Annotated in this window: 14 protein-coding genes; all 14 read right to left on the reverse strand. The window is 68.9% G+C overall.

All coding sequences use genetic code 11. The annotated features are described in order from the left end of the window. Nucleotides 1-73: 73 nt before the first annotated feature. On the reverse strand, nt 74-1,528 hold the full coding sequence (gene atpD, locus ACGFWI_RS27190; protein ID WP_393908660.1) for a F0F1 ATP synthase subunit beta: 1,455 nt from the start codon (nt 1,526-1,528) through the stop codon (nt 74-76). A gap of 5 nt (nt 1,529-1,533) precedes the next feature. Next, the gene (locus ACGFWI_RS27195) at nt 1,534-2,454 is read right to left on the reverse strand and encodes a F0F1 ATP synthase subunit gamma (protein WP_393908661.1); all 921 of its coding nucleotides are present in this window, start codon (nt 2,452-2,454) and stop codon (nt 1,534-1,536) included. A gap of 20 nt (nt 2,455-2,474) precedes the next feature. Further along, complete coding sequence (atpA, locus tag ACGFWI_RS27200) at nt 2,475-4,067, reverse strand: F0F1 ATP synthase subunit alpha (RefSeq protein ID WP_393908662.1); 1,593 nt, start codon at nt 4,065-4,067, stop codon at nt 2,475-2,477. A 214-nt stretch (nt 4,068-4,281) separates the two neighbouring features. Then, a complete protein-coding gene (locus tag ACGFWI_RS27205; RefSeq protein WP_393908663.1) occupies nt 4,282-5,097 on the reverse strand; it encodes a F0F1 ATP synthase subunit delta in 816 nt (271 codons plus the stop codon). Beyond that, the gene (locus ACGFWI_RS27210) at nt 5,094-5,663 is read right to left on the reverse strand and encodes a F0F1 ATP synthase subunit B (protein ID WP_393908664.1); all 570 of its coding nucleotides are present in this window, start codon (nt 5,661-5,663) and stop codon (nt 5,094-5,096) included. Before ACGFWI_RS27210 ends, ACGFWI_RS27205 begins: the two co-directional genes overlap by 4 nt. A 42-nt stretch (nt 5,664-5,705) precedes the next feature. After that, on the reverse strand, nt 5,706-5,951 hold the full coding sequence (gene atpE / locus ACGFWI_RS27215) for an ATP synthase F0 subunit C (protein WP_030065540.1): 246 nt from the start codon (nt 5,949-5,951) through the stop codon (nt 5,706-5,708). 77 nt (nt 5,952-6,028) lie between these two features. Then, on the reverse strand, nt 6,029-6,826 hold the full coding sequence (gene atpB, locus ACGFWI_RS27220; protein ID WP_393908738.1) for a F0F1 ATP synthase subunit A: 798 nt from the start codon (nt 6,824-6,826) through the stop codon (nt 6,029-6,031). 279 nt (nt 6,827-7,105) lie between these two features. Beyond that, a complete protein-coding gene (locus ACGFWI_RS27225) occupies nt 7,106-7,543 on the reverse strand; it encodes a hypothetical protein (protein WP_366419552.1) in 438 nt (145 codons plus the stop codon). 289 nt (nt 7,544-7,832) lie between these two features. Further along, nucleotides 7,833-9,167 (reverse strand): MraY family glycosyltransferase, encoded by a 1,335-nt coding sequence (locus ACGFWI_RS27230; protein WP_393908665.1) that lies wholly within the window; start codon nt 9,165-9,167, stop codon nt 7,833-7,835. 99 nt (nt 9,168-9,266) lie between these two features. Next, entirely contained in the window at nt 9,267-10,658 is a 1,392-nt protein-coding gene (glyA, locus tag ACGFWI_RS27235; protein WP_393908666.1) for a serine hydroxymethyltransferase, read from the reverse strand. Between the two features lie 145 nt (nt 10,659-10,803). After that, nucleotides 10,804-11,487: a protein-tyrosine-phosphatase gene (locus ACGFWI_RS27240; RefSeq protein ID WP_393908667.1), complete on the reverse strand. Its 684-nt coding sequence runs from the start codon at nt 11,485-11,487 to the stop codon at nt 10,804-10,806. Further along, nucleotides 11,484-12,131 (reverse strand): L-threonylcarbamoyladenylate synthase, encoded by a 648-nt coding sequence (locus tag ACGFWI_RS27245; protein ID WP_088800044.1) that lies wholly within the window; start codon nt 12,129-12,131, stop codon nt 11,484-11,486. Before ACGFWI_RS27245 ends, ACGFWI_RS27240 begins: the two co-directional genes overlap by 4 nt. A 70-nt stretch (nt 12,132-12,201) precedes the next feature. Beyond that, on the reverse strand, nt 12,202-13,047 hold the full coding sequence (gene prmC / locus ACGFWI_RS27250; RefSeq protein WP_088800042.1) for a peptide chain release factor N(5)-glutamine methyltransferase: 846 nt from the start codon (nt 13,045-13,047) through the stop codon (nt 12,202-12,204). A 123-nt stretch (nt 13,048-13,170) separates the two neighbouring features. Next, a complete protein-coding gene (gene prfA / locus ACGFWI_RS27255; protein ID WP_393908668.1) occupies nt 13,171-14,250 on the reverse strand; it encodes a peptide chain release factor 1 in 1,080 nt (359 codons plus the stop codon). Between the last annotated feature and the right edge of the window lie 115 nt (nt 14,251-14,365).

Raw genomic sequence — 14,365 nt, forward strand, 5'->3', positions numbered from 1 at the left:
AGATGTTGGGTCAAATACTAGTGGTCGTACGGACCGGGGGCGGCCAGGGCCGCCCCCGGGACCGGTGCCGGGGTCAGGAGACGCCCAGCTCCTTGGCATTGGCCTTCAGGTCCTCGATGCCACCGCACATGAAGAACGCCTGCTCGGGGAAGTGGTCGTAGTCACCGTCGGCGATCGCGTTGAACGCCGCGATCGTCTCCTCCAGCGGGACGTCCGAGCCGTCGACACCGGTGAACTGCTTCGCCACGTGGGTGTTCTGCGACAGGAACCGCTCGATACGACGGGCGCGGTGGACGGTGAGCTTGTCCTCCTCGCCGAGCTCGTCGATACCCAGAATCGCGATGATGTCCTGGAGGTCCTTGTACTTCTGCAGGATCGTCTTGACGCGCGAAGCGCAGTCGTAGTGCTCCTGCGAGATGTAGCGGGGGTCCAGGATCCGGGACGTCGAGTCCAGCGGGTCGACCGCCGGGTAGATGCCCTTCTCCGAGATCGGGCGCGACAGAACGGTCGTCGCGTCCAGGTGGGCGAAGGTGGTGGCCGGCGCCGGGTCGGTCAGGTCGTCCGCGGGGACGTAGATCGCCTGCATCGAGGTGATCGAGTGACCACGGGTCGAGGTGATGCGCTCCTGGAGGAGACCCATCTCGTCGGCCAGGTTCGGCTGGTAACCCACCGCGGAGGGCATCCGGCCGAGCAGGGTCGACACCTCGGAACCCGCCTGGGTGTACCGGAAGATGTTGTCGATGAAGAACAGCACGTCCTGCTTCTGCACATCGCGGAAGTACTCCGCCATGGTCAGACCGGCCAGGGCGACGCGCAGACGGGTGCCCGGGGGCTCGTCCATCTGACCGAAGACCAGCGCGGTCTTGTCGATGACGCCGGACTCCGTCATTTCCTCGATGAGGTCGTTGCCCTCACGGGTGCGCTCGCCGACACCGGCGAACACCGACACACCGTCGTGGTTGTTGGCCACGCGGTAGATCATTTCCTGGATCAGAACGGTCTTGCCGACACCGGCACCACCGAACAGACCGATCTTGCCGCCCTTGACGTACGGGGTCAGCAGGTCGATGACCTTGACGCCGGTCTCGAACATCTCGGTCTTGGACTCGAGCTGGTCGAAGGACGGAGCCTTGCGGTGGATCGCCCAGCGCTCGGTGACCTCGGACGCGGCCTCCGGCTTGTTGAGGATCTCGCCGAGGGTGTTGAACACCTTGCCCTTGGTGACATCGCCGACGGGGACGGTGATCCCGGCGCCGGTGTTGGTCACCGCGGCCTGGCGGACCAGACCGTCGGTGGGCTGCATGGAGATGGCACGGACCAGGCCGTCGCCCAGGTGCTGCGCGACCTCAAGGGTCAGCATCTTGAGCTTGCCCTGCTCGGCCGGGTCGGCGACCTCGACGGTCAGCGCGTTGTAGATGTCCGGCATCGCGTCGACGGGGAACTCCACGTCGACGACCGGGCCGATGACCCGCGCGACGCGGCCAGTGGCCACGCCACTAGCAGCGGACGTTTCAACAGTGGTGGTCATAGTGGTCAGTCACTCCCCGCGGTCGCGTCGGCCAGAGCACTGGCACCACCGACGATCTCGCTGATTTCCTGGGTGATTTCGGCCTGTCGGGCCGCGTTGGCAAGCCGCGAGAGCGACTTGATGAGCTCTTCTGCATTGTCGGTCGCCGACTTCATCGCACGACGTGTGGCGGCGTGCTTGGAGGCGGCGGCCTGCAGAAGCGCGTTGTAGATCCGCGACTCGACATACCGCGGAAGCAGGGCGTCGAGGACGTCCTCGGCCGACGGCTCGAAGTCGAACAGCGGAAGGATCTCGCCCTTGGACGACTCCTCCGACTCCTGCGCCGCCTTGTCGAGGCTGAGCGGCAGCAGCCGGTCGCCGAGCGCCGTCTGCGTCATCATCGAGATGAACTCGGTGTAGACGATGTGGAGTTCGTCCACTCCACCCTCGGCGGTGTCCTGCTGGACAGCCTCGATGAGCGGAGCGGCGATCGCCTTGGCGTCCCCGTACGTCGGGCTGTCGGTGAAACCGGTCCACGACTCCACGACCTTGCGCTCGCGGAAGCTGTAGTACGACACACCCTTGCGCCCGACGATGTAGGCGTCGACTTCCTTGCCCTCGGCCTTGAGCCGCTCGGTGAGCTGCTCCGCGGCCTTGATGACATTGGAGGAGTAGCCGCCGGCCAGACCGCGGTCGCTCGTGATGAGCAGCAGCGCGGCCCGGGTGGGCCGCTCGGCCTCGGTCGTCAGCGGGTGCTGGGTGTTCGAGCCCGTGGCAACCGCTGTCACCGCGCGGGTCAGTTCACTCGCGTACGGCGTCGATGCCGCCACCTGGCGCTGCGCCTTGACGACACGCGAGGCGGCGATCATCTCCATCGCCTTGGTGATCTTCTTGGTCGCGGAGACGGAGCGGATGCGACGCTTGTAGACCCGGAGCTTGGCTCCCATGGATCAGGTCCCTTCCGTCGTCACTTGCTGGTGCCGGCCGGGGCGTCCTCGCCGAGCAGCTTGCCGTCCGAGGTCTCGAACTGCTGCTTGAAGGCGTCGACGGCCTCGGAGATCGCGCCGATGGTGTCGTCGGACATCTTGCCGCCCTCGACGATGCTGGTCAGCAGGTCCTTCTTCTCGAGGTGCAGGTAGTCGAGAAGCTCCCGCTCGAAGCGGCGGATGTCCGCCACCGGCACGTCGTCCATCTTGCCGTTGGTGCCGGCCCAGACGGAGATGACCTGGTCCTCGGTGGGGTACGGAGCGTACTGACCCTGCTTGAGCAGCTCAGTCATCCGCTTACCGCGCTCCAGCTGCGCCTTGGAGGCCGCGTCCAGGTCGGAACCGAAGGCGGCGAACGCCTCCAGCTCGCGGTACTGGGCGAGGTCCACGCGAAGCCGGCCGGAAACCTGCTTCATCGCCTTGTGCTGGGCGGAGCCACCGACACGGGAGACGGAGATACCGACGTTCAGCGCCGGGCGCTGGCCCGCGTTGAACAGGTCGGACTCCAGGAAGCACTGGCCGTCGGTGATGGAGATGACGTTGGTCGGAATGAACGCCGACACGTCGTTCGCCTTGGTCTCGACGATCGGGAGACCGGTCATCGAACCGGCGCCCATGTCGTCGGAGAGCTTGGCGCAGCGCTCCAGCAGACGCGAGTGCAGGTAGAAGACGTCGCCCGGGTAGGCCTCACGGCCCGGCGGACGGCGCAGCAGCAGGGACACGGCGCGGTAGGCGTCGGCCTGCTTCGAGAGGTCATCGAAGATGATCAGGACGTGCTTGCCCTGGTACATCCAGTGCTGGCCGATGGCCGAGCCGGTGTAGGGCGCCAGGTACTTGAAGCCCGCCGGGTCGGACGCCGGGGCGGCGACGATGGTCGTGTACTCCAGGGCACCGGCCTCCTCCAGCGCGCCGCGCACGGACGCGATGGTGGAGCCCTTCTGGCCGATGGCGACGTAGATGCAGCGGACCTGCTTCTTCGGGTCGCCGGTGCGCCAGTTGTCGCGCTGGTTGATGATCGTGTCGACGGCCAGGGCGGTCTTGCCGGTCTGGCGGTCACCGATGATCAGCTGACGCTGGCCACGGCCGATCGGCACCATCGAGTCGACGGCCTTGTAGCCGGTCTCCATCGGCTCGTGGACCGACTTACGGACCATGACGCCCGGAGCCTGCAGCTCCAGGGCGCGGCGGCCCTCGGACTCGATCTCGCCGAGGCCGTCGATCGGGTTGCCCAGCGGGTCGACGACGCGGCCGAGGTAGCCCTCGCCCACGGCGACCGAGAGCACCTCACCGGTGCGCTGCACCGGCTGGCCCTCCTCGATACCGCTGAACTCACCGAGGATGACCGCACCGATCTCGCGCTCTTCCAGGTTCAGCGCAAGACCGAGGGTGCCGTCCTCGAACTTCAGCAGTTCGTTCGCCATCGCCGAGGGAAGGCCCTCGACATGCGCGATGCCGTCTCCGGCATCGCTGACCGTGCCGACCTCCTCGCGCGAGGCCGCGTCCGGCTTGTACGCCTGGACGAAGTTCTCCAGCGCGTCCCGGATCTCCTCCGGCCGGATCGTGAGCTCCGCCATCTGGGTTCCCTGCTCTCCTTGTTGGGCCCGAAGTTACTTGCGGGTGTCTGGGGGGCTGTCCCCCAGGGGGTTTCCGCTTACGGCCCAACTCGGGCCGCCGTCATGCTTGTGCTGGTCCCCGGGGCTTCTTCCGGACCGCAGCCGGACCTCTCGGTCCGGCCGGCTGGTCCGGCGTCTGGCCGCCGGTTGTGCAGCTCTTGAGTTGGTGGCTGGGTCAGCCGGCCATCCGCCGGTCCGCCTCTTCGAGGCGCTCCGCGATGGTCCCGTTGATGACCTCGTCGCCGATCCGGACCTGGACTCCGCCGAGGACCTCGGGGTCCACGTCGAGGTTCAGGTGGATCTGCCGTCCGTACAGCTGCGTCAGGGAAGCGCCCAGGCGCTGCCGCTGTCCTTCGCTGAGGGGCACCGCAGAGGTGACCACCGCGACCATCCGGTCCCGGCGGCTCGCCGCCAGCCTGGAGAGGGCATCGAGCCCCGCCTCCAGGCTACGACCCCGCGGCTGTACGACAAGGCGGATCACGACGCGCTCGGTGACCGGGTTCGCCCGGCCGCCCAGCAGCGTGTGCAGCAGCTCCGTCTTGGCCTCGACCGTCGCGTTCCGGTCGGTCAGCGCACGCCGCAGCTCGCCGTTGGAGCTGACGATCCGGCCGAACCGGAACAGCTCGTCCTCGACGTCGTCGAGCTGGCCGGCCCGCTGGGCGGCCACGAGGTCGGCGCTGTAGGCCAGCTCCTCGAGGGCGTCCGTCAGGTCACGCGAGCGCGACCAGCGGGAGCGGACCATGCCGGACAGCAGGTCGAGGGTCGGACCGCCGACCCGGCTGCTCAGCAGCCGCCCGGCCAGTTCGGCCCGCGCCTCGCCGGGCTGCGCCGGGTCGGTGAGAACCCGACGCAGCGACCCCTCGCGGTCGAGCAGAGCGGTGACGGCAGCCAGCTCCTCGGCGAGCTTCGCCGCATCGACGGAGGTGTCATCCGTCAGCGCGTTGAATCGCTCGCGTGCGGAGACAAGTGCCTCGCGGCTCGCTCCGTTCATCGGCCGGCCTCAGCCTTCGTCGCGCCCGACGCCGCCTTGCCCTCGACCTCGTCGAGGAAGCGGTCGACGGTCCGGCTCTGCCGGGCGTGGTCCTCGAGGGACTCGCCGACGATCTTGCCGGCCAGGTCGACGGCAAGCTTGCCGACGTCCCTGCGCAGCGACTGCGCGGCCTGCTTCCGGTCCGCCTCGATCTGGGTGTGACCGGCAGCGATGATCTCCTCGCGCTGCCGCTGGCCCTCAGCGCGCATCTCAGCAATGAGAGTCGCGCCCTGCTCCTGCGCCTCCTGGCGCAGTCGCGCGGCCTCGTGGCGGGCGTCGGCCAGCTGTGCCCGGTAGTCCGCGAGCACCTGCTGCGCCTCGGCCTGAGTCGCCTCGGCTTCCTCCATGCGGCCTTCGATCAGCTTCCGACGCTCGTCCAGAACCTTGTTGATGTTCGGGAGGAGCTTCTTCGCCAGGATGCCGAAGACGATGAAGAAGGCGACCAGGCCGATGACCAGCTCTGGAATCGGCGGGAACAGGGGGTTCTCAGGAACCTCCGCCGCCATGTTGAAGACCAGGGCGTTCACATCAATGCCTTCCGTCTGATTGGACGTCGTCTAACGGGCCGCTTACTTGTACGCGTAACCCATGACGATGCCGATGAGGGCGAGCGCCTCACAGAAGGCGAAACCCATGATCTGGTTGGTACGGATCAGGCCGGCCGCCTCGGGCTGGCGGGCGAGGGCCTGGGTGCCGTTACCGAAGATGATGCCGACGCCGACGCCGGGGCCGATGGCGGCCAGGCCATACCCGACCGAGGCGATGTTGCCGGTGAGGCCGGCGGCGAGGTTCACAGTCTCGAGGGCAGCGGACATGCCGTTACTTCCTTCTCTTTCACGGACCGGTGGGGGTTGGCCACCGGACGATTAACAGATTGCGGAGTCGGGGGTGCTCAGTGGTGCTCGGCGAGCGCGCCCTGGACGTAGTTGCAGGCCAGGAGCACGAAGACGTACGCCTGGATCGCCTGGATGAAGAGCTCGAAGGCCGTCATCGCGATGGTCATCAGGAACGACGCACCGGCGTAGACGAAGCCGAGGCCGTTCGCCAAGTACCAAGTGGCGATGGTGAACATCACGATCAGCAGGTGGCCGGCGAACATGTTGGCGAAGAGCCGGACGGCGTGGGTGAACGGCCGCACGAGCATGTTCGAGAAGAACTCGATGACGACGATCAGCGGCAGGACCCAGCCGAGCGACCTGTCCCAGCCGGTGATGTTCTTCCAGCCGCCGACGAAGCCGTGCTTCTTGAACGTCAGCGACACCCACAGGACGTAGACGATCAGAGCGAGCCCGATGGGGAACGAGATGATCGACGTGACCGGGAACTGGGCGACCGGAATGATCGACCAGATGTTCATGATCCACACGAAGAAGAACAGCGAGACCATGAGGGGGACGTATTTCTCGCCCTCCTTCTTGCCCAGCGCGTCGTAGACGAGCCCGCGACGCACGAAGTCGTAGCCGACCTCGCCGATCATCTGCAGCTTCCCGGGGACCACCTTGGCCTTGCCGAATGCGGCCCAGAAGAACCACACCACGACGACCGTGCTGAGCAGGGCCAGCAGCATCGGCTTGTTGAACTCGTAGCCGCCGACTTTGAAGAGCGGGTCGAATACGAACGAATGAAGACCCGGGGCCTCGAAGCCACACCCCGGAATAAAGAGGTGGCACTCCGTGTCGAAGGCGAGCATCGTTTCAGCACTCACCGCGGGCTCCTTCAGCGTGGCGCATGGGTACGGCAACCTCGTTGTGTCGGCGCGGCGTTGAGCCACGGAGCGGCACTGGACTGGTCTTACGGATTAGGGGGCGGCCGGCCGGCGCTGGGCCGGGCCGAATCACAGGCATCGGCCGCGAGAACTGCCCGTTCCATCCCGTGGAATCTGGGAGCTCAGCCGCCTGCGCCATCTGTGCCGCAGTTGGCACCGGACGATAGCAGGCCCGCATGAGGGCATTTATCCCGGCCCTACGTCTCACGTCGGCGACCCCGCCGTCTCCGCCTTCTTCGAGTCCGCGGAGTCGGGGTTCACGTACAGAATCTTCTCCTTCATATGACCGCGGGTCTGTGCCGCGATCCATACGAGGGTGGCGCCGAGCAAGGTGAAGGCGAATGCCTTTGTGTCGAAGAGGGTGGTGTCCTTGAACGTGATCATGAAGACCGCGACGAGCAGGATCTGCACCGTGTACAGCAGCAGCCCCATCATCTGGAACAGCTGCGGAAGCTTCCTCGCGGTCTGCTGCAGGACCACCAGCCCCGCACCCATGACGAGCACCACCAGCACAGTGCCGACGACAGCGCCGATCGCTCCCGTCGCGCCGGCGACCACTGCGCTCACGGCAACGGCGATGACGCCGATGGCGAGCGTGGGCACAAGGGCGTGAAGGAGTAGTCGGGCGTCATTCGACTGCATGGCGGCGCTCCGGCAAAAGGTGGGGTTTATGTCGTCAGGGACGAGCGTAGACCCGGCCTGAGGCGGAACCTGAGGCAGAAGAAACGTCGCACTACGCTCCTTCGGCTCTGTCGCCGGGTTTCGTGAACGGTATCACAAACTATTTGATGAGGTCTTTACCTGGTTCGTGTGGACCCTGTCACACCTGAGCGTGAACGTGCGCGTTGGTGCACTGACAGCCAGCGTTATGTCTGATATGGGGTCAACCGACCCGATTCCTGTCGCACGTTCGGGCGATCCAGTCCCCGGATCAGTGGTGACTGCCCGCCCTGCGGTGTTCCACGAAGCGTGAGCGGTCGCCGATGGCGGTGGCCCCGTTGAGGCCCGACGGGAGCGGTTCGCGCTCCTCCTCCGGCTCGACGGCGTCCTCGCCGTCCCGCTCCGCGGCCGACGCCGTCGCGTGGGCGACCCGGCGGTAGCGCGGCGGCACCATCCACTCCGCCCAGCGCGGCGTACGCGGTGTGAAGCGCGGCAGCAGAAGCAGCAGCAGCCCGACCGCGCTCAGCAGCACGATGCCCAGCACGATCCACATGCTGGCGTTGTTCACCGAGTACGCGACCGCGCCGAACGCGATCAGGGCCGACCAGAAGTACATGATCAGCACGGCCCGGCTGTGCGAGTGACCGATCTCCAGCAGCCGGTGGTGCAGATGCCCGCGGTCGGCCGCGAACGGCGACTGGCCCTTCCACGTACGCCGCACGATCGCCAGGACCAGGTCGGCGACCGGCACCGCGATGACCGTCAGGGGCAGCAGCAGCGGGATGTAGACCGGCACCATCGCGTGAGTCGCCTCACGCAGACCGCCCGCCTTCACATTGAGCAGGTCCGGGTCGACCTGGCCGGTCACCGAGACCGCGCCCGCGGCCATGACCAGGCCGATCAGCATCGAGCCCGAGTCGCCCATGAAGATCCGCGCCGGGTGCATGTTGTGCGGCAGGAAGCCCAGGCACATGCCCATCAGAACGACCGAGAACAGCGTTGCCGGCGCGGCCGCCTCGATGCCGTAGCCGAACCACATCCGGTACGCGTACATGAAGAACGCCGCGGCGGCGATGCACACCATGCCGGAGGCGAGACCGTCCAGGCCGTCGACGAAGTTCACCGCGTTGATGGTGATCACGACGAGGGCGACGGTCAGCAGGGTGCCCTGCATCGGGGTTAGCGAGACCGTGCCGACGCCGGGGATCGGGATCCAGAGGATCGTCAGGCCCTGAAGGACCATCACACCCGCGGCGATCATCTGGCCGCCGAGCTTGACCAGTGCGTCCACGCCCCACTTGTCGTCCAGGACGCCGAGGATCCAGATCAGGGCGGCGCCGGAGAGCAGCGCCCTGGGCTCGTTGGAGTTCTCGAAGACGCTCTTGAGGTTGGTCAGGTGCGAGGCGACCAGCAGACCGGCGCACAGCCCGCCGAACATCGCGATACCGCCGAGCCGCGGTGTCGGCTCGCGGTGCACATCACGCGCGCGGATCTCCGGCATCGCACCGGCCGCGATCGCGAACTTCCGCACCGGCCCGGTCAGCAGGTAGGTCACCGCGGCCGTGACGCACAGCGTCAGCAGGTATTCACGCACGGGCTGCCCCATTGGTATAGCTGGCCATCACAGCCCCACACCCTATGCGTGTCAGCCCCCTGGCCGTGAATACAGGAGAAGACGCCTCGCGTCGCCGGACGGTTCCCGCCGTCACCCGTGATCGGGATAAGGCGGAAAGTCATGGACCAAAGCGACGGTCCTGGAGCGGGCCGTACCGTCCTCCGCCAGTGCCGCCACGATCAGCTCGGCGACCGACTTCATCTCGTCCTCGCCCATGCCCTGCGTCGTCACCGCGGCGGTGCCCAGCCGGATGCCGGTCCGGCGGGCCGCCGGGTCGTCGGGGGTCTCGGCGCACGGCAGCGCGCAGGTGTCCAGCACGATGCCGGCGGCGGCCAGCCGGCCCCGGGCGGTGCGTGCGTCCAGGCCGAGAGGGGCGGTATCCGCGGCGATCAGATGGGTGTCGGTCCCGCCCGTGGTGATCGTCAGGCCGTGTCCGGCCAGCGCCCCGGCGAGCGCGCGGGCATTGGCGGTGACCTGATGGGCGTATGCGCCGAAGGCGGGCGTGGCGGCCTCCCCGAAGGCGACGGCCTTGGCGGCGACCGCGTTCATCTGTGCACCGCCCTGGGTGAAGGGGAACACCGCGCGGTCGATCCGCTCGGCCAGCTTCTCGCCGCACAGGAGCAGCCCGCCGCGCGGCCCGCGCAGCACCTTGTGTGTCGTTCCGCACACCACATGCGCGTACGGAACGGGGCTGGGCGCCACTCCGCCGGCGATCAGCCCGAGCGGGTGCGCGACATCCGCGATCAGATAGGCGCCGGTCTCGTCGGCGATGTCGCGGAAGGCGGCGTAGTCGATGTGCCGGGGGTAGGAGATCGAGCCGCAGACGATGGCCTTGGGCCGGCGGGCGCGGGCCAGCTCGCGGATCGCGTCGTAGTCCAGCAGCCCGGTCTCCTCGTCGACGCCGTAGCCGGCGAAGTCGAACCAGCGGCCGGAGAAGTTGGCGGGCGAGCCGTGGGTGAGGTGCCCGCCGTGCGGGAGGGACATGGCCAGGACGGTGTCACCGGGGCGCAGCAGGGCGGCGTAGGCGGCCAGCACGGCCGAAGACCCGGAGTGTGCCTGGACGTTGGCGTGCTCGGCGCCGAAAAGGGCCTTGGCGCGCTCCACCGCGATCCGCTCGGCGAGGTCGACGATCTCGCAGCCGCCGTGGTGCCTGGCACCCGGATAGCCCTCGGCGTATTTGTTGCCCAGCGGGGAGCCGAGGGCGGCGAGGACGGCCGGTGAGGTGAAGTTCTCGGCGGCGATCAGCTGCAGCCCGTCGCTCTGCCGGGCGCTCTCACCGAGCAGTACGCCGGCGATCTCGGGGTCCTGGCCCAGCAGGGCGGCGAAGTCCGGGGCGCCGGCCGGCCGGGTGACGGCGTCCCGGGCGGCGGCCCGTGCGCGGTCCTCGATGGTCTCGGCCGGACCGGCGCCCGGCGCGGGCTCGGTGGCCCGGGCAGGGCCGGCCGGGGTCTCGTTACGGGGTGACGCGGTGGTCGCAGGCATCGCTGGCTCCGGGCCTCGTACGGGGGCGTAGTCCCAATGTAGGCGCGGCGGGGCGTTCGGGCGCGGTGTGCGGGCCGACAGGGTCCACACCCGTGCACAGGGCCCCTGGGGCGGCCTGTCGCCCCGGCCTGCGGGAGGACAGGCCTCAGGCCCGCGCGGGGAGCCCTGTGAGGGCGGTGACGACCGGGTCGAGCGCCTGGTTGATCTCGTCGCCGATGGAGCGGAAGAAGGTGATGGGAGCCCCGTAGGGGTCGTAGACCTCGTCGGACTCCGGGTTGGGCGCCAGCAGCCAGCCGCGCAGCGCCGCGGCGGCGCCGACCAGCGAGCGGGCGCGCTCGACCAGCCCGCCGTCCGGGAGGTCCGGGTCGGGCTCGGGCAGCGTGGCCGGGTCTATGGCCCGTACCAGCCGGTTGAACTCCTTGAGCGTGAAGGTGCGCAGCCCCGCGGAGTGCCCCATCGAGATGACCTGGGCGCGGTGGTCGCGGGTGGCGGTGAGCACCAGGTCGGCGCGGATGACGTGCTCGTCGAGCAGCTCACGGCCGATGAACCCGCCCGGGTCGGCGCCGTAGTCGGCAAGCACCGTCGCGGCGTGGGTCTCCATCGGGGCGCCTTCGTGGCCCCAGGTGCCGGCGCTCTCCACGAGCAGCCCGCCGCTGCGCGCGTCACCCAGCCGCAGTTCCAGGGCACGGCGGTGCAGCCGCTCGGTGATCGGCGAGCGGCAGACGTTGCCGGTGCTGACGTGGAGGATCCGAAAAGGGGGTGAGGGGGGTACAGGGGGGTGGGTGCCGTCGCCTGGTCCCGCTATGCCACGCCCCAGGGGCGCCATCAATTGGCCACCTCGAGCTCGGGTACCACCTTGCGCAGCTCCTCCGCACTGAGCGCGCCCTCGCGCAGCAGCACCGGGATCTTGCCGGTGACATCGACGATCGAGGAGGGCACGGCGGCGGGGGTCGGGCCGCCGTCGAGGTAGACGGAGACGGAGTCGCCCAGCATTTCCTGTGCGGCGTCGCAGTCCTGCGGGGACGGGTGGCCGGTGAGGTTGGCGCTGGAGACGGCCATCGGGCCGAACTCGGTGAGCAGCTCGATCGCGACGGGGTGCAGCGGCATCCGTACGGCGACCGTGCCGCGGGTTTCGCCCAGGTCCCAGGTCAGCGACGGCTGGTGCTTGGCGACGAGGGTGAGCGCACCGGGCCAGAAGGCGTCGACCAGTTCCCAGGCCTGCTCGGAGAAGTCGGTGACCAGGCCGTGCAGGGTGTTGGGGGACCCGACGAGGACCGGGGAGGGCATACCGCGGCCGCGGCCCTTGGCCTCCAGCAGATCGCCGACGGCCTCGGCGCTGAAGGCGTCCGCGCCGATGCCGTAGACGGTGTCGGTCGGCAGCACGACCAGCTCACCGCGGCGGACGGCCGAGGCGGCCTCGCGCAGACCGGTGGTGCGGTCGGTCGCGTCGCTGCAGTCGTATCGCCGTGCCATTACGGGACCTCCTCGTGCGAAACGAATACTTCGGATGCATCGGCTGCATCAGGCGCCGAAGCGGAACGCGTCATGGCGTCGCCCGGCGCGCGGTGGCGAAACGGGGCCTGTTGTTGAGGTCCGGGTGGTCGGCCGCATCGGCCCAGCCCCGCTCCTCGGTGAAGATCCACGGCACCTGACCGCCCTGGGTGTCGGCATGCTCAATGACGACCACGCCGCCGGGGCGCAGCAGGCGGTGTGCGGTCCGCTCGATGCCCCGGATGGTGTCCAGGCCGTCCTGGCCCGAGAACAGCGCGAGCTCGGGGTCGTGGTCGCGGGCCTCGGGTGCGACGTACTCCCACTCGGTCAGCGGGATGTACGGCGGGTTGGAGACGACCAGGTCGACCTGCCCGTCCAGTTCGGGAAGCGCGGTCAGCGCGTCGCCGTGATGGAGAACGACGCGGGACCCCTCGACGTTCTTGCGGGCGTAGTCCAGGGCCTGTTCGGACAGCTCCACGGCGTGCACCCGCGAGCGGGGCACCTCCTGCGCCAGGGCGAGCGCGATCGCCCCCGAGCCGGTGCACAGGTCGACGATCAGCGGCTCGACCACGTCCATGGCCCGTACGGCGTCTATTGCCCAGCCGACCACCGACTCGGTCTCCGGGCGGGGCACGAACACCCCCGGACCGACGGCGAGTTCGAGGTAGCGGAAGAACGCCCGGCCGGTGATGTGCTGGAGCGGCTCTCGCGCCTCGCGGCGGGCGACGGCCTCCCAGTAGCGGGCGTCGAAGTCCGCGTCCTTGACGTGGTGCAGCTCACCCCGTTTGACGCCGTGCACGAACGCGGCGAGTTCCTCGGCGTCGAAGCGCGGCGAGGGCACACCGGCGTCGGCCAGCCGCTGGGTGGCCTGGGCCACCTCGGCGAGCAGAAGGTTCACGGGGCCTTCCTCCTAGTGCGCTGCGTCTTCATTCTGCGGGACCGCCGTCGAGCGGCCGGGGACTCCCGCGGGCTGTCCCCCGGGGGTGCGGTCTCCGGCCGGTGCGTGCCGGGTCGGGCGGGCTTACTGGGCGGCGGCGAGCTTGGCGGCCGAGTCGGCGTCGACACACGCCTGGATGACCGGGTCGAGTTCGCCGTCGAGCACCTGGTCCAAGTTGTACGCCTTGAAGCCGACCCGGTGGTCCGAGATGCGGTTTTCCGGGAAGTTGTACGTACGGATGCGCTCGGAGCGGTCAACCGTGCGGACCTGGCTGCGGCGGGCGTCCGACGCCTCCCGCTCGGCCTCTTCCTGGGCGGCGGCCAGCAGCCGGGAGCGCAGGATGCGCATCGCCTGCTCCTTGTTCTGGAGCTGGCTCTTCTCGTTCTGGCAGGAGACGACGATGCCGGTGGGCAGGTGCGTGATGCGCACCGCGGAGTCGGTGGTGTTGACCGACTGGCCGCCGGGCCCGGAGGAGCGGTAGACGTCGATCCGCAGGTCGTTGGGGCCGATCTCGACCTCGACCTCCTCGGCCTCGGGCGTGACCAGCACGCCGGCGGCGGAGGTGTGGATCCGGCCCTGCGATTCGGTGGCGGGCACGCGCTGCACGCGGTGCACTCCGCCCTCGTACTTCAGCCGCGCCCAGACGCCCTGTCCCGGCTCGGTGGCGCCGCCCCCGCCCTTGGTCTTCACGGCGACCTGGACGTCCTTGTAGCCGCCGAGGTCGGACTCGTTGGCCTCCAGGATCTCGGTCTTCCAGCCGGCCCGCTCGGCGTAGCGCAGGTACATCCGCAGCAGATCGCCGGCGAACAGCGCGGACTCCTCGCCGCCCTCGCCGGCCTTGACCTCGAGGATGACGTCCTTGTCGTCGCTGGGGTCACGCGGGACGAGCAGCAGCCGCAGCTTCTCGGTCAGCTCCTCGCGCCGGGCGTCGAGCTCCTTGACCTCATCGGCGAAGTCCGGGTCTTCCGCGGCGAGTTCGCGCGCGGTCTCCATGTCCTCGCCGGTCTGCTTCCAGTTGCGGTACGTCGCGATGATCGGGGTCAGCTCCGCGTAGCGCTTGTTGAGCCGCATGGCCTCGCGCTGGTCGGCGTGGACCGCGGGGTCGGCCAGCCGCTTCTCAAGATCGGCGTGCTCGCCGATCAGTTCCTCGACCGCCTCGAACATCGTGGGTTCCTCTACTGGCTGCTGTGGTGACCCGGGTACCGGGGCGTGGCACATCTGCGGCTGCGCCGCGGGGCCCCGGCCCCCGTACGGGAAGCCAGGGGCCAGGACGACAAAA

The sequence above is a fragment of the Streptomyces sp. NPDC048434 genome, assembly GCF_043200375.1.
Taxonomy (GTDB): domain Bacteria; phylum Actinomycetota; class Actinomycetes; order Streptomycetales; family Streptomycetaceae; genus Streptomyces.